This is a genomic window from Allobosea sp. GW821-FHT03A12 (assembly GCF_058986765.1).
Genome location: NZ_JBYSVZ010000004.1, coordinates 300280 through 320533 on the forward strand (window position 1 = coordinate 300280; position 20254 = coordinate 320533).

General features: G+C 67.5%; 19 protein-coding genes. 7 read left to right on the forward strand and 12 right to left on the reverse strand.

Annotated elements, in window-relative coordinates:
• Positions 1–4: 4 nt before the first annotated feature.
• From alr to rpsF, 6 genes are all read right to left on the reverse strand, one after another.
• Positions 5–1135 (reverse strand): alanine racemase, encoded by a 1131-nt coding sequence (gene alr / locus AC3WLC_RS15690; protein WP_493684855.1) that lies wholly within the window; start codon positions 1133–1135, stop codon positions 5–7.
• Entirely contained in the window at positions 1132–2625 is a 1494-nt protein-coding gene (locus AC3WLC_RS15695; RefSeq protein ID WP_493684856.1) for a replicative DNA helicase, read from the reverse strand. Before AC3WLC_RS15695 ends, alr begins: the two co-directional genes overlap by 4 nt.
• A gap of 164 nt (positions 2626–2789) precedes the next feature.
• Positions 2790–3353: a 50S ribosomal protein L9 gene (rplI, locus tag AC3WLC_RS15700; protein WP_493684857.1), complete on the reverse strand. Its 564-nt coding sequence runs from the start codon at positions 3351–3353 to the stop codon at positions 2790–2792.
• A gap of 36 nt (positions 3354–3389) precedes the next feature.
• Positions 3390–4334 (reverse strand): DUF2232 domain-containing protein, encoded by a 945-nt coding sequence (locus tag AC3WLC_RS15705; protein ID WP_493684858.1) that lies wholly within the window; start codon positions 4332–4334, stop codon positions 3390–3392.
• Between the two features lie 166 nt (positions 4335–4500).
• Complete coding sequence (gene rpsR / locus AC3WLC_RS15710; protein WP_038367644.1) at positions 4501–4746, reverse strand: 30S ribosomal protein S18; 246 nt, start codon at positions 4744–4746, stop codon at positions 4501–4503.
• Positions 4747–4748: 2 nt separating this feature from the next.
• Positions 4749–5201: a 30S ribosomal protein S6 gene (rpsF, locus tag AC3WLC_RS15715; protein WP_493684859.1), complete on the reverse strand. Its 453-nt coding sequence runs from the start codon at positions 5199–5201 to the stop codon at positions 4749–4751.
• Between the two features lie 346 nt (positions 5202–5547).
• Here rpsF and fabD point away from each other — a divergent pair, with 346 nt between their 5' ends.
• From fabD to gmk, 7 genes are all read left to right on the forward strand, one after another.
• Positions 5548–6492: an ACP S-malonyltransferase gene (gene fabD / locus AC3WLC_RS15720; RefSeq protein WP_493684860.1), complete on the forward strand. Its 945-nt coding sequence runs from the start codon at positions 5548–5550 to the stop codon at positions 6490–6492.
• A 32-nt stretch (positions 6493–6524) separates the two neighbouring features.
• Entirely contained in the window at positions 6525–7262 is a 738-nt protein-coding gene (gene fabG / locus AC3WLC_RS15725) for a 3-oxoacyl-[acyl-carrier-protein] reductase (RefSeq protein ID WP_493684861.1), read from the forward strand.
• Positions 7263–7632: 370 nt separating this feature from the next.
• Positions 7633–7866 carry an acyl carrier protein gene (locus tag AC3WLC_RS15730; RefSeq protein ID WP_043236751.1) on the forward strand — a complete coding sequence of 78 codons (234 nt, stop codon included), beginning with the start codon at positions 7633–7635 and terminating at the stop codon, positions 7864–7866.
• Between the two features lie 65 nt (positions 7867–7931).
• Entirely contained in the window at positions 7932–9197 is a 1266-nt protein-coding gene (gene fabF / locus AC3WLC_RS15735; RefSeq protein WP_493684862.1) for a beta-ketoacyl-ACP synthase II, read from the forward strand.
• Between the two features lie 134 nt (positions 9198–9331).
• Positions 9332–10729 (forward strand): endolytic transglycosylase MltG, encoded by a 1398-nt coding sequence (gene mltG / locus AC3WLC_RS15740; RefSeq protein WP_493684863.1) that lies wholly within the window; start codon positions 9332–9334, stop codon positions 10727–10729.
• Between the two features lie 142 nt (positions 10730–10871).
• On the forward strand, positions 10872–11753 hold the full coding sequence (locus AC3WLC_RS15745; protein WP_493684864.1) for a YicC/YloC family endoribonuclease: 882 nt from the start codon (positions 10872–10874) through the stop codon (positions 11751–11753).
• A complete protein-coding gene (gmk, locus tag AC3WLC_RS15750) occupies positions 11753–12406 on the forward strand; it encodes a guanylate kinase (protein WP_493684865.1) in 654 nt (217 codons plus the stop codon). Before AC3WLC_RS15745 ends, gmk begins: the two co-directional genes overlap by 1 nt.
• Positions 12407–12419: 13 nt before the next feature.
• Here the strand turns inward: gmk and AC3WLC_RS15755 are convergent, their stop codons facing one another.
• The 6 genes from AC3WLC_RS15755 to lptF all read right to left on the reverse strand — a co-directional run bounded on the left by AC3WLC_RS15755 (position 12420) and on the right by lptF (position 20182).
• Positions 12420–13400, reverse strand: coding sequence for a Bug family tripartite tricarboxylate transporter substrate binding protein (locus tag AC3WLC_RS15755; RefSeq protein WP_493684866.1), 981 nt, complete (start codon positions 13398–13400; stop codon positions 12420–12422).
• Between the two features lie 49 nt (positions 13401–13449).
• Entirely contained in the window at positions 13450–14241 is a 792-nt protein-coding gene (gene rsmA / locus AC3WLC_RS15760) for a 16S rRNA (adenine(1518)-N(6)/adenine(1519)-N(6))-dimethyltransferase RsmA (protein ID WP_493685393.1), read from the reverse strand.
• 62 nt (positions 14242–14303) lie between these two features.
• A complete protein-coding gene (gene pdxA, locus AC3WLC_RS15765; protein WP_493684867.1) occupies positions 14304–15320 on the reverse strand; it encodes a 4-hydroxythreonine-4-phosphate dehydrogenase PdxA in 1017 nt (338 codons plus the stop codon).
• Positions 15321–15326: 6 nt separating this feature from the next.
• Positions 15327–17867 carry an LPS-assembly protein LptD gene (locus AC3WLC_RS15770; protein ID WP_493684868.1) on the reverse strand — a complete coding sequence of 847 codons (2541 nt, stop codon included), beginning with the start codon at positions 17865–17867 and terminating at the stop codon, positions 15327–15329.
• A gap of 36 nt (positions 17868–17903) precedes the next feature.
• Positions 17904–18989, reverse strand: coding sequence for an LPS export ABC transporter permease LptG (gene lptG, locus AC3WLC_RS15775; protein WP_493684869.1), 1086 nt, complete (start codon positions 18987–18989; stop codon positions 17904–17906).
• On the reverse strand, positions 18989–20182 hold the full coding sequence (gene lptF, locus AC3WLC_RS15780) for an LPS export ABC transporter permease LptF (RefSeq protein ID WP_493684870.1): 1194 nt from the start codon (positions 20180–20182) through the stop codon (positions 18989–18991). The genes lptG and lptF overlap by 1 nt, the downstream gene beginning before the upstream one ends.
• Positions 20183–20254 lie beyond the last annotated feature (72 nt).

A 20254-nucleotide genomic window follows, 5' to 3' on the forward strand; every position in this document is an offset into this window, starting at 1 on the left:
CGCCCTAGAGCCCGACATAGCGCCGCGCATGGCGGCGGCCGAGGCTGGTCAGGATTTCGTAGCCGATCGTCTTGGCGCCGGCGCCGACCGCCTCAAGGTCGAGCTCGCCGCCGATCAGCGTCACCGGGGCGCCGCGTACGGCTGCGTCGGCCGGCGCGTCGGAGACGTCGACGATGATCAGGTCCATCGAGACGGTGCCGACGAAGGGGCAGCGCACGCCGCCGACCAGCGCCGAGCCGCCTTGCGAACGATCGGTCCAGCTCGCATTGCGCGGATAGCCGTCGGCATAGCCCAGGCAGATGGTCGCGAGCTTGCGCCGGCCTTTCGCCGTCCAGGTGCCGTTATAGCCGACCTGCATGCCGGCCTCGACCTCGCGCAGCTGGAGGATCTGCGCTTCGAGCCCGACCACGGGCTGCATCGGATTCGGCTTTCCGGGCGTCGGATTGCCGCCATAGAGCGCGTAGCCCGGCCGGGTGAGCTGATAGGACGGGCAGCCCGGCAGGAAATGGCCGGAGGAGTTCAGCAACGAGGCGGGCACGCCGGGGAAGGCGGCGGCGATCTCGGCGAAGGCGGATACCTGCCGGGCATTGGCCGGATCGTCGATCACTTCCGAAGCGGCAAAATGGCTCATCACCAGCCCGATGCCGGCCGCTGCGATCACGCCGCTCTTCTCGCGGGCCAGGTCGAGACCTTCGCCAGGCCAGAGCCCAAGCCGGTTCATGGCGGTGTCGACATGCAGCGCCGCCGGCCTGACCTTGGCGCCGCTCTGCCGGAAGCCGGCCCATTCGAGCAGTTCCTCATGCGAGCCGAGCACCGGCGAAAGATCGTGCTCGGCGTAAGCGCCGCCGGTTTCCGGCGCGAGGCCGTTGAGCACATAGATCGTCGCGTCCGGCGCGACGGCGCGGGCCCGCACCGCTTCCGAGAGATGCGCGACGAAGAAGGTCTTGCAGCCAGCCTTGGCAAGGGCCGTCACGGCCGGCTCGATGCCGATGCCATAGGCATTGGCCTTGACCACGGCGGCGGCTTCCGTGCCGGCGCGCTGTTTCAGCATGCGCCAATTGGCGACGAGCGCGGCGAGGTCGATCGTCAGGATGGCGCCGTGTCCGGCATTCTCAGGCGTGTCGAAGGGGCTCACTCGAGGCGCTCCGGTAGATGTGCGTCGTCGGCGCGGTCGGAGAAGCGTGTCACATCGGCGTCGAATTGCAGGGCGACGGTTCCGGTCGGGCCGTGGCGCTGCTTGCCGATGATCAGCTCGGCCAGCCCATGGGCGGCCTCCATCTCCAGCACCCATTTGTTGTGCTCGTCGGTGCCCGGTCGGGGCTCCTTGCCCTTGAGATAATACTCTTCGCGATAGACGAACATCACCACGTCGGCGTCCTGTTCGATCGAGCCGGATTCACGCAGGTCCGAGAGCTGTGGGCGCTTGTCGTCGCGATTCTCGACCTGACGCGAGAGCTGGGACAGCGCGATGATCGGGACGTTGAGCTCCTTGGCCAGCGCCTTCAGGCTGGTGGTGATCTCGGTCAGCTCCTGCACGCGGTTCTGGCCGGCCTTCGACGAGCCGGAGAGCAGCTGCAGGTAGTCGATGAACAGGATGTCGAGCCCCTTCTGGCGCTGCAGGCGGCGGGCGCGGGCGACGAGCTGGGCGATCGAGATGCCGCCGGTCTGGTCGATATAGAGCGGCAGTTTCTCGATCTGGGCGGCGACATCGGTCAGCCGGGCGAAATCGCCTTCGGTGATGCGGCCCTGCCTGATCTTGTAGGAGGAGATTCCCGACTGCTCGGCAACGATACGGGTGGCGAGCTGGTCGGCCGACATTTCGAGCGAGAAGAAGCCGACGATGGCGCCGTCGACCGATTTGATCGTGCCGTCCTCCTGGCGCTCGCCGCGCCAGGCCTTGGCCATGTTGAAGGCGATATTGGTCGCGAGCGAGGTCTTGCCCATGGCCGGGCGGCCGGCGAGCACGATCAGGTCGGAGCGCTGCAGGCCGCCCATCCGCGCGTCGAGATCGCGCAGGCCGGAGGAGATGCCGGAGAGGCCGCCAGCGCGCTGGAATGCACTCGCCGCCATGTCGATGGCGAGCCGCAGCGCCCCGTCGAATTTCTGGAAGCCGCCCTCGTACCGGCCCTTCTCGGCGAGCGCGTAGAGCTTGCGCTCGGCGTCCTCGATCTGCTCGCGCGGCGCCATCTCGACCGGCGCGTCATAGGCGACGTTGACCAGCTCCTCGCCGACGCCGATCAGCTGGCGCCGGACGGCGAGGTCGTAGATGGTCCGGCCATAGTCGGCGGCGTTGATGACGGTCGTCGCCTCGGCCGCGAGCCGGGCGAGGTATTGCGGCGCGGTGATGCCGCCGAGGTCGATCTCGCCGACGAAGGTCTTGAGCGTGATCGGGGTCGCGATCTTGCCTGCCCGGATCATGCTGCTCATCAGCTCGAAAATCCGCCGGTGCAGCTCCTCGAAGAAGTGCTCCGGCTGCAGGAAGTCCGAGACCCGGTAGAAGGCGTCGTTGTTGACCAGGATAGCGCCCAGCAGCGCCTGCTCCGCCTCGATGTTGTGCGGCTGGACGCGGAAGTTCGCCTCGTGACTGGTTTCGAGGCGGGTGACGAGGGCGGTGGCAGTGGCCATAGCCTGCAGGCAATCTCGCTAGGATGAGTCGGGACTGGTTCAGTCTAGCATTTGCCAGCGCTTGGCGAGTGTCAGGAACGCAATCCACCCCAGTTCACAGGCGATACAAAAAGGGCGCCGTGTTGCCACGGCGCCCATTGACTCGTGCAAGCCTCTGAAAGGGCTCAGCGGTCGTCGTCGCCCGCCTCGGCCAGCGCCGCGCCGACCTCGAGGCCGAGATCGTCGAGGTCGAACTCTTCGCGGGCGGTGACGTTCTCGCCGGCGGCCTGGCGCTGGGCCTCTTCAGCCGAGCGGGCGACGTTGACGGTCACGGTGACCGAGACTTCCGGGTGCAGCACGACCGGGACGGTGTGCAGGCCGAGCGTCTTGATCGGGGTGTTGAGCGTGACCTGGTTGCGGTCGACGGTGAAGCCCTCGGCGCCCAGCGCCTCGGCGATGTCACGGGTCGAGACCGAGCCGTAGAGCACGCCGGACTCACCCGACTGGCGCAGGATCACGACCGTCTGGCCGTTCAGGCTCTCGGCGACCGATTCGGCCTCGCGCTTCAGCTCGAGATTGCGGGTCTCGAGCTGGGCGCGCTGGGTCTCGAAGCGCTTCTTGTTCTCCTCGGTGGCGCGCAGGGCCTTGCCACGGGCGAGCAGGAAATTGCGGGCATAGCCGTCGCGCACGCGGACGGTCTCGCCCATCTGGCCGAGCTTGGCGACGCGTTCGAGCAGGATCACTTCCATGGGTCTTCTCCTTTGAGTTCGTGAATAGGCGTTGGTTCAGGCAGCAGGCGACGCCGGCGGCTTGCGCCGGCGAAGGTCGATCAGCGCGTCGGCGATGCCGAGCAGCGCGAGGAACGGGAAGACGGTGATCAGCATGACCACCAAAGCGAGATAGATCGCGAACAGGGTCGGCGTCCGCCAGGCCTTGCCGCGGCTGAGATCGTGCACGGCGGCGAGCCCGGAAAGCCCGAAGGCGGCGATCAGCGCGCCCGCCAGGGCCGCGCCGGCAAGGCCGACGAAGCCGCCGGCGAAGCTGAGCAGGATGCCGCCGACGAGCCCGGCCACGGCCTGCGCGGGCAGGCGAGTGGAGGGGATGGCGGGCCAGGGGCGCGGCAGCCGCCCGGAGACCCGCACCGCCTTGGCCGCCAGCCAGAGATTGGCGACGATCATCGGCACGAAGGACGCGCCGGCAGCGGCTGGCACAAGGGCGGCGAGCCGGGCCGCGATCTCGCCGGCGTCGACGCCGTTCGGCAGCCGCACCACTGGGCCGATGCCCTGGCCGCCCGTAAGCACGAGCTGCAGGCCATGCGTCATCACGCGGTGATAGGTCTCGAAATCGGTGGAGATGGCGAGCGCGCCGCCGACCGTCACCAGCGTCGCGACGGCGGCGATCCAGACCAGCAGGCGCCCGAGCGGATACCATTCGCTGTTGCCCTCGCCGTCGTTGCGGGCGAGCAAGGCGAGATAGGCGATCCACCAGGCCGGCAGGGCTGCGCCGATGGCGAAGGCGAGCCCGAGCGAGAGCTTGAGCACGACGGTGACGGCGAGCGTGCCGGCGGCGACCGCAACCAGCCCGGCACGGTGGTTCCAGCCGAGAGCGGCGATGAAGACCGGCAGCGGGGCGACATAGGACAGCAGCAGCGCCAGCGGTGATCCGGTGATCACCACTGTGAACAGGAGGGCTGAGACCAGCCCGGCGCCGATGCCGACGATGGGGAGCATATCCGTCCTGCTGTCCCGCTGCTCGCAAGGTCCTTTTAGACCGGCAGGGTGAGAGGCTGAGCGCCTCAACATACCAGACGGGTTTTCACCGCCTGGCGACTAAGTCGTGTGTCAGTTTCTAGAAGACCCGGCGGCGCTGGGCGCCGCCGGGAAAATCCTCACCCGCTCAGCGGATGACGTAGGGCAGCAAGCCGAGGAAGCGGGCGCGCTTGATCGCCTGGGCGAGCTCGCGCTGCTTCTTGGCCGAGACGGCCGTGATGCGCGACGGCACGATCTTGCCGCGCTCGGAGATGTAGCGCGAGAGCAGGCGCACATCCTTGTAGTCGATCTTCGGCGCGCCCTCGCCCGAGAACGGGCAGGACTTGCGGCGGCGGAAGAAGGGGCGGCGGGCGCCGGCGGATGCAGTCGACATGCTCAGGCCTCCGCAGCGGGGGTTTCGGTGGTCGCTTCGTCGTCACGACGCGGACGCTCGCGGCGCGGGCCGCGGTCGAAACGGTCACCGCCGCCCGGACCACGGTCGAAGCGATCGCTGCGCTCGTCGCGGTCGCGCTTCTGCAGCATGACCGATTGACCTTCCTCGAGCTCCTCGACGCGGATGGTCATGAAGCGGAGAACGTCCTCGTTAATGCGCATCTGGCGCTCCATCTCGGCGATCGCCGCGGCGGGAGCGTTGATGTTCAGGAGCGAGTAGTGCGCCTTGCGGTTCTTCTTGATGCGATAGCCCAGCGACTTCACGCCCCAGTACTCGACCTTGGGGACGGAACCGCCATTCGCCTCGACGATGCCCTTGAACTGCTCGACAAGGGCCTCGACCTGCTGCGCGCTGACATCCTGCCGCGCGAGCAGAACGTGCTCGTACAATGCCATGATTGGCCTTTCTTCGTTCACCGGTTTCGTTCGACGCGGAGCCCTCCGAGCCCTGGATAAAGGCCCGACAGGATTTCTTCGAAGGCGGAGACACGGGACGGCGGCCCTTCGATGAGGAGCCTACGAAACGCTTCCTTGTGGGAATCGCTTCGCCGTCCGTTCAGCCTCCGGCCGAACAAACCGAGGCGGTCGTTACAGCGAGGCGGGCCATCATGCAAGCGGAAAACACCGCGAAAAGCTGATGCAAGTCGACTTTCGTCGCGTAAACGCCTTGACTTGGCCGGCTGCACGGTGCGACTGCGCCCTAACTTGTTAACCAAGCATCGTTTTGTAGGACCATTGCGACATGGCGACGGCTTTCATCTTTCCAGGGCAGGGTTCGCAGGCGGTCGGCATGGGCAAGGCGCTCGCCGAAGCCTTTCCGGTGGCACGCGCCGTCTTCGACGAGGTCGATGCCGCGCTCTCGCAGAAGCTCTCCTCCTTGATGTGGGAAGGCCCGGGCGAGGAGCTGACCCTGACCGCCAACGCCCAGCCGGCGCTGATGGCAGTGAGCCTCGCCGCGATCCGCGTGCTCGAGGCCGAAGCCGGGCTCTCGCTCAAGAACGATGCGGCCTTTGTCGCCGGCCATTCGCTCGGCGAATACTCGGCGCTGGCTGCGGCCGGCACCTTCTCGATCAGCGACGCGGCAAGGTTGCTGCGCATCCGCGGCGACGCCATGCAGAAGGCGGTGCCGGCCGGCGAGGGCGCCATGGCGGCGCTGCTCGGTGTCGACCTCGACCAGGCCCGCGCCATCGCGACCGATGCCGCTGAAGGACAAGTCTGCCAGGCGGCCAATGATAATGGCGGCGGCCAGGTCGTGCTCTCCGGTGCGAAGGCGGCGGTCGAGCGGGCGATCGCACTTGCTGGCGAGCGTGGCGTGCGCCGCGCCATGCTGCTGCCGGTCTCCGCGCCCTTCCATTGCGCCCTGATGCAGCCGGCGGCCGAGGCCATGCAGGCGGCGCTCGCCGAGGTCGCGATGCAGGCGCCGGTCGTGCCGGTCATGGCCAATGTCGGCGCCGCCCCGCTCAGCGATCCCGCGGCGATCCGCGCCTCGCTGGTGGCCCAGGTCACCGGCACCGTGCGCTGGCGCGAATGCGTCGAGGCGATGGCGGCCGCCGGCGTCACCCAGTTCAACGAGATCGGCTCGGGCAAGGTGCTCGCCGGCCTGGTCAAGCGCATCGCAGCGGGAACGACCGCGGCGTCGATCGGCGCGCCCGACGACATCGCGGCTTACAAGGCCCAGAAGGGCTGACCGGCACCAAAGCCGGGGACAAGGGAGGCATCATGCTCGATCTGACGGGAAAGAAGGCGCTGGTCACCGGCGCCACCGGCGGCCTCGGCGGCGCGATCGCGCGCCGGCTCCATGCCCAGGGCGCCACCGTCGCCTTGTCCGGCACCCGCGTCGAGGCGCTGGAGGCCCTGGCGAAGGAATTCGGCGAGCGGGTCGAGATCACGCCCTGCGACCTGTCGAATCGCGACTCGGTCGAGGCGCTTGTGCCGGCGGCCGAGGCCAAGCTCGGCGGCCTCGACATCCTCGTCAACAACGCGGGCGTCACCCGCGACAATCTCTTCATGCGCCTCAAGGACGAGGACTGGGACCTCGTCCTCGCCGTCAACCTTACTGCGGCCTTCCGGCTCTCGCGCGCGGCGGTGAAGAGCATGATGCGCCGGCGCTATGGCCGCATCGTCTCGATCGGCTCCGTCGTCGGCACCAGCGGCAATCCGGGGCAGGGCAACTACGCCGCCTCCAAGGCCGGGCTGATCGGCATGTCGAAATCGCTGGCCGCGGAGGTCGCGAGCCGCAACATCACTGTCAACGTCGTCGCCCCCGGCTTCATCGAGTCGCCGATGACCGATGTGCTGAACGACAAGCAGCGCGAGGGCATCCTCGCCGACGTGCCGATGGGGCGGCTCGGGCAGGGAGCGGACGTCGCCGCGGCCGTGGCCTATCTCGCCAGCGAGGAAGCGGGCTACGTCACCGGGCAGACCCTGCACGTCAATGGCGGAATGGCAATGATCTGAGCCGGTTAGCTGGGAATATTGTTACACTTAAAGGTTTGGGTTGCGCTCTCGCCAGCCCATTACGAGTGTGTTAATGACCCAGCCGGCCAAGCGCCGATCGGTGTTCCAGAGCCGGACCCGATCAGGTCGAATCGACTTGATTGGTGAATCCGTCTCTGAACTCTTGTTCGAGAACGCGTGATCCAATCAGATTGAATTGCAATCTGATCGGCGCGTGCTCTTGGGACTTGACGCCGGCCCGGTTGTTGCGTTTGTGCAGCCATGAACTCCCGGCGCGGTCCGCCGATAGGCGAAGGATCCGGGCCGGGAAATCAGTTTCACCCACGCGTCGCTGTCAGCGGTGTGTTTTTGAGGTTTGAGGGAAAGACCCATGAGCGATGTCGCCGAGCGCGTGAAGAAGATCGTGATCGAGCACCTCGGCGTTGAGCCGGAGAAGGTTGTCGAGGGCGCTAATTTCATCGAGGACCTCGGCGCCGACAGCCTCGACACGGTCGAGCTGGTCATGGCTTTCGAGGAAGAGTTCGGCGTCGAGATTCCGGACGACGCGGCCGAGACGATCGTGACCGTCGGCGACGCGGTCAAGTTCCTGTCGAAGTCGGCCTGACAAGGCCTTGGCCCCGGCGCGCTGGAGCAGGCTCCCGCGCGCCGGAGCTGAATTGAGGAAGACCGATGCGGCGTGTCGTCGTCACCGGACTGGGCATGGTGACCCCGCTCGGATGCGGGGTCGAGCCGAGCTGGTCGCGCATTCTGGCTGGCGAAAGCGGCGCCGGCCCGATCACTACTTTCGACGTCTCCGACCTGCCTGCGCAGATCGCCTGCAGCATCCCGCGCGGCGACGGCTCGAACGGCACCTTCAATCCCGATGATTGGATGGAGCCGAAGGAGCAGCGCAAGGTCGATGATTTCATCATCTTTGCCATGGCCGCGGCAACGCAGGCGCTGCGCGATTCCGGCTGGAAACCCGAGAGCTACGAAGACCAGATCGCGACCGGCGTCGCCATCGGTTCCGGCATCGGCGGGCTCGGCGGCATCTACGAGGCCTCGCTGCTGCTGAAGGAGCGCGGCCCGCGCCGGCTCTCGCCCTTCTTCATCCCCGGCCGCCTCAGCAATCTCGCCGCTGGCTATGTCTCGATCGAGCACGGGCTGAAGGGCCCGAACCACGCGGTCGTCACCGCCTGCTCGACTGGCGCGCACGCCATCGGCGATGCGGCTCGCATGGTCGCGCTCGGCGATGCCGAGGTCATGCTGGCGGGCGGCGCCGAATCGGCGATCAACCGCATCGGCATCGCCGGCTTCTGCGCCTGCCGCGCGCTCTCGACCGGCTTCAACGAGACGCCCGAGAAGGCCTCGCGCCCCTATGACAAGGATCGCGACGGCTTCGTCATGGGCGAGGGCGCCGGCGTCGTCGTGCTCGAGGAGCTCGATCACGCAAGGGCCCGCGGCGCGCGCATCTATGCCGAAATCGTCGGTTACGGCATGTCGGGCGACGCCTATCACATCACCTCGCCCTCCGAGGATGGCGACGGCGCCTATCGCTGCATGCAGGCGGCGCTGAAGCGCGCGGGTCTGCGCGCCTCGGATGTCGACTACATCAACGCGCATGGCACCTCGACGCAGGTCGGTGACGAGATCGAATTGCGCGCCGTCGAGCGTCTGCTCGCGAATGCGCCGAACCGGCCGGCCATGTCCTCGACCAAGTCGGCGACCGGCCATCTGCTTGGTGCTGCCGGCGCGATCGAGGCGATCTTCTCGGTGCTGGCGATACGCGACCAGGTCGTGCCGCCGACGATCAATCTCGACAACCCGTCCGTCGAGACCGAGCTCGATCTCGTGCCGCACAAGGCCAAGAAGCGGAAGGTCGACATCGCCCTGTCGAATTCGTTCGGCTTTGGCGGCACCAACGCCTCGCTGGTGATGCGCCGCCTCGTCGACTGAGGACAAGCGCGCTTTCGCCACAATTTTCGCTAGCCTGTCGCCGCCGTCGTGCCAGTATGCGGCCGGCATTGCCACTAGATCGGATCGACGCCGGTAGCGCCGGTCGCGATGTCAGGGAATCAGGCGAAAGCATCATGAGTCAGCCGCCTCGCGTCGCGCCGCGGAGTCCCAACGAGGCGCTGAAGCCCGTCGCGCCGCCGGCCCCGCCGCCGAAGCAGCGCAAGCGCCGGCGCTCGCCCTTCATCGCCCTGCTCAGCGGGCTGTTCACGACGGTCCTCGTGCTGGCCGGCGCCGTCGGTGGCGGCATCGCGTATCTCGACAGCCGCAGCAAGGCACCGGGCCCGCTCGCCGCTGATCGCGTCCTGATCATCCCGAAGGAGAACGGGGTGACCGAGATCGCCGACCTGCTGCAGCGCGAGGGCCTGATCGAGCATCCCTGGGCCTTCAAGATCGCGGCCTATACCTCGGGCAAGGCGGCCAGCCTCAAGGCCGGCGAATACCTGTTCAAGGCGCGTGCCAGCCAGAAGGACATCCTCGACGTCATCGCCGAGGGTAAGGCGGTCGAGCATTCGATCACCATTCCCGAGGGGCTGACCAGCGAGCAGATCATCGCCCGCCTGCAGCAGAACGACATGCTGTCCGGCGACGTGATCCAGGTGCCGCGCGAAGGTCAGATCCTGCCCGACACCTACAAGTTCCAGCGCGGCTCGACCCGCCAGGCCATCGTCGACCGGATGACGCGCGACCAGCGCCGCATCCTCAACGAGGTCTGGGCCAAGCGCCCGGCCGACCTGCCGATCAAGACTCCGGCGGAGCTGGTGATCCTCGCCTCGATCGTCGAGAAGGAGACCGGTCGCGCCGACGAGCGGCCGCGCGTCGCCGGCGTCTTCATCAACCGGCTGAACCGCAAGATGAAGCTGCAGTCGGACCCGACGATCGTCTACGGCCTCGTCGGCGGCAAGGGCACGCTCGGCCGCGGAATCACCCGCCCCGAGATCACCCAGGCGACGCCCTACAATACTTACGTGATCGACGGCCTGCCGCCGGGGCCGATCGCCAATCCGGGCCGAGCGGCTCTGGAGGCGGTGGTCAACCATTCGCGGACCAAGGATCTCTATTTCGTCGCCGATGGCAGCGGCGGTCACGCCTTCGCCGAGACCCTGGAGCAGCACAACCGCAACGTCGTGCGCTGGCGCCAGGTCGAGTCGGCCCGTCGCGAATCCGGCAAGCCGCCGGCGGATGGCGGCGTCGACCGGGCCGAGCCGCCGCCGGGACCGGATCAGCGCACCGAGGCGCCGGGCGCCGGCCGCCCCGACAATCAGGCGGCTGACCAGTCCGAGCCCGAGACGTATCCGGTTCCCGGCAATCGCCGCGCGGCCGCCGGCCAGCCGGTTCAGGCCGGTGCTGCGAACGGCCCGGCCGGCACGCGAGCGCGCGCCTTCGATGCCTCGGAAGGGACAGCGCGCGACCCGCTGCTGAACAAGAGCTTCGATCTCAACAGCCCCAAGCAGGTCCCGCCACTGAAGCCCTGATCGATCTTTCCACATCTCGCGCTTGTGGAGCTCGCCGGGCCTGAATAGGGTCCGCGCGCAACGCGCATTCCGCTCGGCCGTTCCGGTCGAGCGATCAGAATTCGCGTCCGCATGTGAGTTGCGAGAAGGAAGACGGCGGCTGATGGCGATCGAAAGCATGACGGGGTTCGCGCGCGCGGCCGACACGACCGGGGCGCACGCCTTCGCCTGGGAGGTCCGCAGCGTCAATGGCCGCGGTCTCGATGTCCGCGTCCGCGTCCCCACGGGCTTCGACAGCTTCTCCGAGGCGGCGCGCAAGCAGTTCTCCGCCGCCTTCGCGCGGGGCACCCTGCATGTCAGCCTAGCCATCACCAGCGAAGCCTCGGCCCCGCGTCCGCGCATCAACCAGGAGGCGCTCGCCGCCCTGATCGAAGCCGCGAGCCAGGTGCAGCTCCCGACCGGCATCGCCCCCGCGACGCTCGACGGCCTGCTGGCGATCCGCGGCGTCGTCGAGGTTTCCGAGGAGAGCGGCGATGCGCTGTCCGAGCTCGAGAAGCCGGTGCTCGCAGCGCTGGCAGACACGATCTCCGCGCTGAAGCAGGCGCGGCTCGCCGAGGGGCGGGCGCTCGAAGCCATCATTGCCGGCCATCTCGACACCATCGCGCGCCTGACTGCCGATGCTGAAGCCCATCCCGGCCGCAGCGTCGAGGCCATCCGCGCCCGCCTTGCCGGGCAGGTCGCCGCGCTGCTCGATGCCAGCAATGCGCTGGAGCCGCAGCGCCTGCACCAGGAGGCGGCACTGCTGGCGGTGAAGGCCGATATCCGCGAGGAGATCGACCGGCTCCACGCACATGTCGCGGCGTTGCGCGAGCTGCTCGCCCAAGGCGGGCCGATCGGCCGGAAGCTCGATTTCCTTGCCCAGGAGTTCGGACGCGAGGCCTCGACGCTCTGCGCCAAGGCCGGCGATCCCGGCCTCTCGCGGATTGGACTGGAGCTGCGCACGACGGTCGACCAGCTGCGCGAGCAGGTCCAGAACGTGGAGTGATGGCGATGGCCGATCTGATCCGCCCGGCCCGCCGCGGCCTCATGCTGATCCTCTCCTCGCCCTCGGGCGCCGGCAAGTCGACGCTGACGCGGACGCTGTCGCAGAAGGAGACCAATCTCGACCTCTCGATCTCGGTGACGACGCGCGAGAAGCGCCCCTCCGAGATCGATGGCGTGCACTACCGCTTCATCGAACGCGAGGCCTTCGACCAGCTGCGCGAGCGCGACGACCTGCTTGAGTCGGCAGAGGTCCATGGCAATGGCTACGGCACCCCGCGCAAGCCGGTCGAGGCGGCGCTGAAGGCCGGCCGCGACGTGCTGTTCGACATCGACTACCAGGGCACGCAGCAGATCCTGGAGAAGGCGCGCGAGGACGTCGTCGCGATCTTCATCCTGCCGCCCTCGATGGCGGAGCTGCGCTCGCGCCTGGTTCGGCGCGCCGAGGATGCGCCGGAGGTGATCGCGCGACGGCTCGCCAATGCCCGCGACGAGATCGCGCGCTGGCACGTCTACGACTACGTCATCATCAACGACGATCTCGGCGCTGCCTATGAGGCGGTTCGCTCGATCCTGGCGGCTGAACGCTTGAAGCGCAGCCGCGCCACCGGCATGCCAGCCTTCGTCGAGACGCTGCTGGGCGAACAGGTCGGCTGAAGCCCGGGTCGCCTCAGTTCGGCTGGATGCCGGCTTCGCGGACCACCTTGCCCCAGCGCGCCATGTCGGCGGCGATGACCGCCGCGAGTTCGGCGGGCGTGCCGCCGATCGGGCGGGCGCCCTGGGCCTCCAGCGCCGCGACCATGTCGGGCGCCTTCAGCACCTCGGCGATGGCCTGCTGCGTCTTCGCGACGATGGCGGCCGAGGTTCCGGCCGGCGCCGTCAGCGCATACCACGAGACCGCCTCCAGCCCGGCAATGCCGGTCGCTTCGGTCAGCGTCGGCACCTCAGGCAGTGTCTTGCTGCGCTCGGGGCTGGCGACGGCCAGCGCCCGCAACTGGCCGCTGTCGATCAAAGGCTTGGCCGTCGAGAGCTGAGCGACGATCATGGTGACGTCGCCGCGCAGCACGTCGGTCAGAGCCGGCGCGACGCCGCGATAGGGGACGTGCGTCATCTCGAAGCCGGCCGAGCGCGCCAGCAGCTCGGCGGCGAGATGGGCAAGGCTGCCCGCGCCGGGGGAGGCATAGGTCAGCGGCGTGGTCTTCGCCCGGCCGAGCGCGACGAGCTCGGCCATGCTCCGGATCGGCGAGCTCGCCGCCACCACCAGCACGTTCTCGACGCTGGCGAGCTGGGAGATCGGGGAAAAATCCTTGACCGGATCATAGGGCAGGCTGGGGAAGAGGGCCGGATTGACCGCCGCATTGCCGATCGGCATCAGCGCCAGCGTGTAGCCGTCGGCTTCCGCCTTGGCGACGGCTGCCATCGCCGTATTGCCTTGGGCGCCGACGCGGTTCTCGACGATGACGGGCTGTCCCCAGCGCTGCTGCAGCTTCTCGGCGAAGATGCGTGCGAGCGCGTCGGGCGCGCCGCCGGCCGCGAAGCCGACGATGATGCGGATCGGCTTGGCCGGATAGTCGGCTTGAGCGAAGGCCTCGCGACCGGCCGCACCGGAAATGGCGAGTGCTACGATGACTTGCCGGCGATCGAGGCGCATGCTGAACCCTTCCAAGTCGAGAATGCCCAGCGTAGCACGGTGCCTGCCGCTACAGATGTGCAGCCAGCGCGTTGGCGAGCCGCACGAAACCGGTGACGGGGATCTCTTCCGCCCGGGCTGTCGGCGACAGTCCGGCTGCCTCGATGATTGGTGCGGGCTCGGCAAGGACGGCCTTGAGGCTCTGGCGCAGCATCTTGCGGCGCTGGCCGAAGGCGGCGAGCGTTACCCGTTCGAGCAGGCGCCGGTCGCAGGGCTCCGGCTGCGGGCGCGGCACCAGCTGGACGATCGAGGAGGTGATCTTGGGTTGCGGCACGAAGGCGGTCTTCGGCACGTCGAACAGGATCTTCGTCTCGCAGCGCCAATTGGCCAGCACGGCGAGCCGGCCATAGGCGGCGCGCTGCTCCGGCGTCGCGACGATGCGCTCGGCGACCTCGCGCTGGAACATCAGCGTCAGCGAGCTCCACCAGGGCGGCCAGGGCTCGGCGCTGAGCCAGCCGACCAGCAGCGGCGTGCCGATATTATAGGGCAGGTTGGCGACGATGCGGGCCGAGTTGCCGCCGAGCAGGTTGGACAGGTCGACCGCGAGCGCGTCGCCGTCGACGACCTCAAGCCGTCCCGGATAATGGGCTGCGATCTCGGCCAGCGCCGGCATGCAGCGCCGGTCGCGCTCGATGGCGATGACACGGCCGGCGCCGTTCGCCAGCAGAGCGCGGGTGAGCCCGCCCGGGCCGGGGCCGATCTCCACGACGGTCTGGCCCTCGAAAGGGCCGGCGGCGCGGGCGATCCGGCCGGTGAGATTGAGGTCGAACAGGAAGTTCTGGCCGAGCGCCTTCTGCGCCATCAGCCCGTGGCGTTCCACCACCTCGCGTAGCGGCGGCAATCCGTCCTGGGCGGTGGCGTTGCTCACACCGTCTCTCCGCGCTCGACCGCAGCCATGCGGGCTGCCAGCCGCAGCGCCGCGCACAGGCTGTCCGGCCGGGCGATGCCCTTGCCGGCGATGTCGAAGGCTGTGCCGTGATCAGGCGAGGTCCGGATGAAGGGCAGGCCGAGCGTGACGTTGACGCCCTCGTCGAAGGCGATCGTCTTGATCGGGATCAGCGCCTGGTCGTGATACATGCCGAGCGCCACGTCGTAGCCGGCGCGGGCGCGCGCATGGAACAGGGTGTCGGCCGGATAGGGGCCGCTCGCCTCGATGCCGAGCTCGCGCAGCCGCTCGACTGCCGGCGCAACGATCGCGCCATCCTCCTTGCCGAGCGCCCCGCCTTCGCCCGCATGCGGATTGAGGCCGCACAGCGCCAGCCGCGGTCGCGCGACACCGAAGCGGCGCTTGAGATCGGCGGCGGCGATCCGGGCGGTCTCCACGATCAATGCCGTCGTCAGCTGACCCGGGACGGCCTCAAGCGGGATATGGATGGTCACCGGAATGACAGCGAGGTCCTCCGACCAGATCATCATCACCGGCCGCGGCGTCGCCTCGTGTCCGCGCCCGGCGAGCTCGGCCAGGAATTCGGTATGGCCTGGGTGCTGGAAGCCGGCGGCGTAGAGCACGCTCTTGGCAATCGGGTTGGTGACGAGCGCGGCCGCCCGCCCTGCTTCGACGGCCTCGACCCCCCGCTCGATCGCCTCGATCACGCCGGCAGCATTGGCGGGGTCAGGCTGTCCGGATTGGGCCGGCGAGCGATTGTCGAGCTCGATCACGGGCAGAGCAGCGGCAAAGCACGCCTCCGCATCGTCCCAGGCGACGCTTCGCAGCAGAACCGGGAGCCCAAGCTGTTCCGCGAGCCTTGAGAGCATCGCGATATCGCCGAGATAGGCGAAGGGCGGAATGCCCCGCTCCTCGCGCTGCCGCCAGGCGGCCAGCGCGAGTTCGGGCCCGATCCCGGCCGGGTCGCCTTGCGTCAGGGCGAGCAGGCGCGGCAAGTCCGCTCAGCGGCTGCTGGAGGCAACGCCGTCGCCGGTGCTGGTCGCGCCGAGATTCTGCGAATAGCTGATCTCGCCCAGCGTGCGCAGCTCCAGACGGAACATGACCGTCCGCGTGTCCTTGGTCGAGCCCGCCTGCCGGTCCGCATAGGACTGCGAATAGGACACGTCGAAGATCGTGCACTCGTCCTGATAGCGCAGGCCTACCGATGCCGCCGCCGTCTGGAACGGGCCGGTGTTCGGATAGAGCGGGTTTGGATTGCTGGCGGGATTCGCCGTGTAGAGCGCCAGGGCGTCGCGATAGCGTTCGCGATCGTACTTGTACTTGTCGAGGTCGAACAGCACGTTGCCGCGAATACTCCAGTACTGGGCGAACGAGATCGACTGGCTGATGCTGAGGCCTTCACGGCGGCGCGGAATGCCGAGATCCGGCTGCGGTTCGTAGCGGCTGTAGCCGACCGAGGTCGACAGGAACTTGTAGCTGAAGACCGCCGAGGCATCGGCGCGCTGCGTCTCGAAGGTCGATTCGTTGAAACGCCCGCCAGCCTGCAGCAGCAGGCCCGTGAACGGCTGGAACTGGACCTTGGCGACATAATCGGAGCGGCGGGTATCCAGTCCCGAATTGAGCCCGGTATTCACCAGATCGCCGCTGGCGTAGGAGTTGCGGCCGCCGAGATGGTAGGATTGCCCGACCAGCAGGTTGGCATAAGACTCCTTGCCGAACGTGCCGCTATAGCGCAGGCCGACATTGGCGCGGCTGCCACCCTCGACCCGGTCATAGCCGGAGAACTTGTTCCATTCGAACAGGTTGGTGTCGTCGAAAACCAGGCTCTGCGCGTCCTCGTTGGCGACGCGCAGGCTGTTGGTTTCGTTCGGACGTGCAACGATCTGTGCGACGGGCTCGATGATGTGCGTTCCCCACGATGTCGAGGCGACGAAGGGGAAGCGGTACATCAGGCCGACCGCCGGCATCGCCCGCCCGAACACCTCGTCGGAGGCGTCGGCGATCGTGGCGACGTTGGCGTTGTTGTACTTGGTCGTGTTCGGGTTGATCGAGAACACGTCCGCCCTGACCGAGGCGTAGGGCGTCCAGACCTGGCCGATAGGATCGATGAAATTGCGCCGCCAGTCGACTTCGGCGGTGGCGCGCGAGATCGAGCCGGGAAGGCCCGTCACCAGGCATTGGCCCTTCTGATAGACCGCGCAGCCGTCGAACAGCGAGTAGCTCGGCGTAACGATCTGATAGGTCTTCTGGACCGGCAACTCCTTGAAGGAGGCCGCCTCGCGCGTGAGGTTGGTGATGTTGACGGTGAACGACAGTTCGCCGCCGATCATCGACGGCTTGTGGACGCGCTTGTTGTAGTCGACGACCGGCCCGACGATCGGCTGCTGCTTCTGCCAGTCGTAATAGGTCAGCGGCTGGAAGTAATAGCCGCGCATGTCGAACCAGGCATCGGCGCTCTGGCCGTTGAGCGAGACCGTCGAGGTCGATTCCTGCAGGTAGGTCGAGGCGGTGATGCTCTCGCTGCGGATCCGGTAGTTCTTGAAGAAGAACCGGTCGGTCGCGGCGGCGACATCCCAGCTGAAATTCCAGCGCGGGTTGAGGAACACCTTGCCGGAGGTCTCGACCGAGCCGCGGAACTTGTCGTCGCCGGCGCCGAACGGGCTTGCCAGGAACGCCTTCTGGTCTTGCTGGAAGATACCGGCGGCGCGGATGTTGTACGAGCCGTTGACGAAACGGTGCCGCCATTCGGCCTGGCCGAGAAAGCCCTGGCGCGTCAGATAGGTCGGCGTCAGCGTCAGGTCGTAGTTCGGCGCGAGGTTGATGAAGTAGGGCAGGCTGAAGCCGTACCCCAACGCCGAGGTGTTGAGGAACTTCGGCGCCAGGAAACCGGTCTTGCGCTTAACGGTTGCGTCCGGCCCGGACATATAAGGAATATAGGCGATCGGGACACCGGCGAACTCCAGCCGGGCCTCCTCGTAGTAGATCATCTGCTCGGCCTTCTTGTGGATGATCCGAGCCGCGCGCACCTGCCAGAAAGGCGGGCGCTCGGGCTGGTCCACGCAAGGCTCGCAAGCCGTGTAGATGCCCTTGTCGAAGACGAAGACCTCGCCGTCGGTCCGCTCGGCGCGCGGCGCCGAGAAACGGGTCTTGTCGGTGTTCACCACGCGCAGCGAGTCGATGAAGCCGTCGCGGAAATCGTCGGTCAGGTTGAAGCGATCGCCGGTGATCACCGTGCCGTTGGATTCGGTGATGCGGGCATTGCCGGTCGCGACCACGCGCTTGCTCTGGCGGTCGTAGACGACGCGATCGGCTTCGATCGTGCGGCCCTGGTAGAGAATCTGGACGTCGCCCACCGCCGAGACGGTGTTGTTGTCCTTGTCGTAGACGAGCTCGCGCGCGTCGACGACCATGCGCTCCCCGGGCTTGCTGCCAGCAGGGGCTTGGGCATAGGCAAGGCTCGTCCAGCCGAGGACCGGGGCGAGCGTCGTCACCAGCGCGGTCGCAGCCGCAAGGCGCGTGATGCGTCTTACGCCGGAAGCCATGAACTCAATCCAAAATTAACCATAGCCACCGTATTCTCAGCCATCTTCCTGATGGAGGAGGGCAAGCGCGCCAAGCAGCGTGCCCACGATCGCGGGCAGCCAAGCGGCCACCGAGGCGTTGACGATCCCCGATGAGCCCAGCTCCTCAGACAACTGTGTCGCAACATAGAGCACGAACCCCGCCGCGACGCCACCTACCACCAATCTGGTCACACCACCAAACCGGAAAAATCTTAAGGAAACGGATGCCGCCACCAAGATCATGGCGATCAGCAGCAGCGGCCGTGCCTTGAGGGATTCATAGCGCAATTCATAGCGCGTCGTGTCGAGCCCCGCCTTCTGGGTCCGATCGAGCACCGCCGGCATTGACCAGAACCCGACCGAGTCGGGTGGGGTGAAACTTTGTCGCACCTGGTCGGGCTCCAGCGTCGTCGCGACCAGGTATGTCGAGTACGTCTGTGGCTCTTCCGTGGCCGAGGTGACGCGCACCTCCGACAATTCCCAATAGCCGCGATAGAGCACCGCCTGCTTCGCCTCGATGCGCTCCCTGAAGCCGCCATCGGGCGAGAAGGTGAAGAACGCGACCTGGGCGAGCCCGATGCCTCCCTCCAGCGCGGCGGCGGCCCGGATGATCGCCTGGCCGTCGACACTGCGCTGGCGAAGCCAGATCTCCTTGCCGACGACCTGGCCCGTCCTGACGAAGAGCGAGGCTTCGAGCGCGCTGGCGCGCTGTTTCAGCTCGGCGGCGACCGGATTGTAGATTCCGATCGAGACTAGGCCGACCAATCCGGCGACCAGGGCGGCCGGCTGCAGGAATTGCCATGCGGAGATGCCGACCGAGCGGGCGACGACCAGCTCGAGCTTCCGGCTGAGGGTGAGCAGGGCGAACATGCCGCCGAACAGCACCGCGAACGGAAAGATCTGCTCCGCCACGGACGGCGCGCGGTAGAGCGCGAGCTGGATGATGCTGGGCGTCGTCGCCGTCGGCGAATCGCCGGCCCGGCGCATCAGCTCGACGAAATCGAGCGTCGCGATCAGGAAGAAGAAGGTGCCGAATACGCTGAGAATCGCGCGCAGGAAGCGCAGCGTCAGATAGCGGCCGAAAGTCTTGAAGAGCAGCATCAGGCGCGCCGGAAACGGGCCGCGAGGGCGACGAAGGGCGCGATCAGCGGCTCCGTCAGCCTGTCGACGAGGACACGGGTCCGCGAACCGAAGCCGATCGCGAAGGCCGCCAGCAGGATTGTCCCGAGCGGCAGGATATAGAGCAGGGCCGCCGCGATGGGAGAGCGCACGCTGGCGGTCCAGGCTGCGTAGGCGCCGATCCGGATGGCGCCGACCAGGAAGATGGCAATCTGGATCGCGGCGGCGCGCCCCTGCCGGGTCGTGCGCGCCTCCCCGAGGATGGCGAAGGCGACCAGCATGAAGGCGATCGGATAGAGCGGCGCCGACAGCCGGTTGTGCAGTTCGGCGCGGAAACGCCCTTCCTGGATCTTGTAGTAGGGCTCGTTCTTGTCCTGCGTCAGCAATTGCCAGGTCGTGCGCTCGCGTGGCTTGTAGATCACCTTGTCGCCATCGCCGCCACCGGCGCCGCCGTCGGTATCGCCGGTCAGCGCCGAGAGATTGAGCGCATAACGCTCGAACGAGATGATCGAGCTCGAATTCTGGTTGCGGCTCTCGCGTTGGATCGTGCCCTTCTCCAGCATCAGGAAGCTGTTGCCGTCGGCCTCGGCCGACTGGCCGCGCTCGGCGATGTAGACGGCCGGCTGGTTGGGGTCGCGCCGGTCCTGCATGAAGATGCCGAGCAGGGCCTGGCCCTGCTTCTCGCGGTAATGGAAGGTGACTCCGGAATCGAGCGAGACGAACTGGCCTTCCTTGACCACGTTGGCGACGAAATCGGCGCGGATCAGGGTAATCAGGTCGCGCAGCGCCCGGAAGCCGGCGGGCATCACCGCGAGCGACATCCAGCCCACCAGTGCGGCGGTGATCAGCGTCAGCACGATGAAGGGCCGTGTCAGCCGATGCGGCGCGACGCCGGCCGCGTTCATCACGATCAGCTCGGAATCGCTGTTGAGCTTGTTGAGCGTGTAGAGCGTCGCCATGAACAGCGCGACCGGCGCGATGCCGGCGATCAGCGCCGGCAGCGAGAGCAGCGTGACCGTGAAGAAGATCAGGATCGTCTGACCCTTGCCGGTCATCAGATCGACCTCGCGCAGAGCCTGCGTCACCCAGATGACGCTGGTCAGGCCGACGAGCAGAATCACCGCCGCACCGGCGGCGATCTTCAGGATGTAGCGGTCGAGAAGTCCGAAGCGCACGAGGGTGACGATCCTAGGGCCCAATGATCCTTGCAGAAGGCGCTTCCCTTGGACGGCTCGCCTCGAACTCCC

What these genes read in the sequence shown, in the direction of transcription:
- AC3WLC_RS15695 (WP_493684856.1), bottom strand. Translation starts at nt 2,625, where the DNA reads ATGGCCACTGCCACCGCCCTCGTCACCCGCCTCGAAACCAGTCACGAG.
- rplI (WP_493684857.1), bottom strand. Translation starts at nt 3,353, where the DNA reads ATGGAAGTGATCCTGCTCGAACGCGTCGCCAAGCTCGGCCAGATGGGC.
- AC3WLC_RS15705 (WP_493684858.1), bottom strand. Translation starts at nt 4,334, where the DNA reads ATGCTCCCCATCGTCGGCATCGGCGCCGGGCTGGTCTCAGCCCTCCTG.
- rpsR (WP_038367644.1), bottom strand. Translation starts at nt 4,746, where the DNA reads ATGTCGACTGCATCCGCCGGCGCCCGCCGCCCCTTCTTCCGCCGCCGC.
- rpsF (WP_493684859.1), bottom strand. Translation starts at nt 5,201, where the DNA reads ATGGCATTGTACGAGCACGTTCTGCTCGCGCGGCAGGATGTCAGCGCG.
- fabD (WP_493684860.1), top strand. Translation starts at nt 5,548, where the DNA reads ATGGCGACGGCTTTCATCTTTCCAGGGCAGGGTTCGCAGGCGGTCGGC.
- fabG (WP_493684861.1), top strand. Translation starts at nt 6,525, where the DNA reads ATGCTCGATCTGACGGGAAAGAAGGCGCTGGTCACCGGCGCCACCGGC.
- AC3WLC_RS15730 (WP_043236751.1), top strand. Translation starts at nt 7,633, where the DNA reads ATGAGCGATGTCGCCGAGCGCGTGAAGAAGATCGTGATCGAGCACCTC.
- fabF (WP_493684862.1), top strand. Translation starts at nt 7,932, where the DNA reads ATGCGGCGTGTCGTCGTCACCGGACTGGGCATGGTGACCCCGCTCGGA.
- mltG (WP_493684863.1), top strand. Translation starts at nt 9,332, where the DNA reads ATGAGTCAGCCGCCTCGCGTCGCGCCGCGGAGTCCCAACGAGGCGCTG.
- AC3WLC_RS15745 (WP_493684864.1), top strand. Translation starts at nt 10,872, where the DNA reads ATGGCGATCGAAAGCATGACGGGGTTCGCGCGCGCGGCCGACACGACC.
- gmk (WP_493684865.1), top strand. Translation starts at nt 11,753, where the DNA reads ATGGCGATGGCCGATCTGATCCGCCCGGCCCGCCGCGGCCTCATGCTG.
- AC3WLC_RS15755 (WP_493684866.1), bottom strand. Translation starts at nt 13,400, where the DNA reads ATGCGCCTCGATCGCCGGCAAGTCATCGTAGCACTCGCCATTTCCGGT.
- rsmA (WP_493685393.1), bottom strand. Translation starts at nt 14,241, where the DNA reads ATGGCGCAGAAGGCGCTCGGCCAGAACTTCCTGTTCGACCTCAATCTC.
- AC3WLC_RS15770 (WP_493684868.1), bottom strand. Translation starts at nt 17,867, where the DNA reads ATGGCTTCCGGCGTAAGACGCATCACGCGCCTTGCGGCTGCGACCGCG.
- lptG (WP_493684869.1), bottom strand. Translation starts at nt 18,989, where the DNA reads ATGCTGCTCTTCAAGACTTTCGGCCGCTATCTGACGCTGCGCTTCCTG.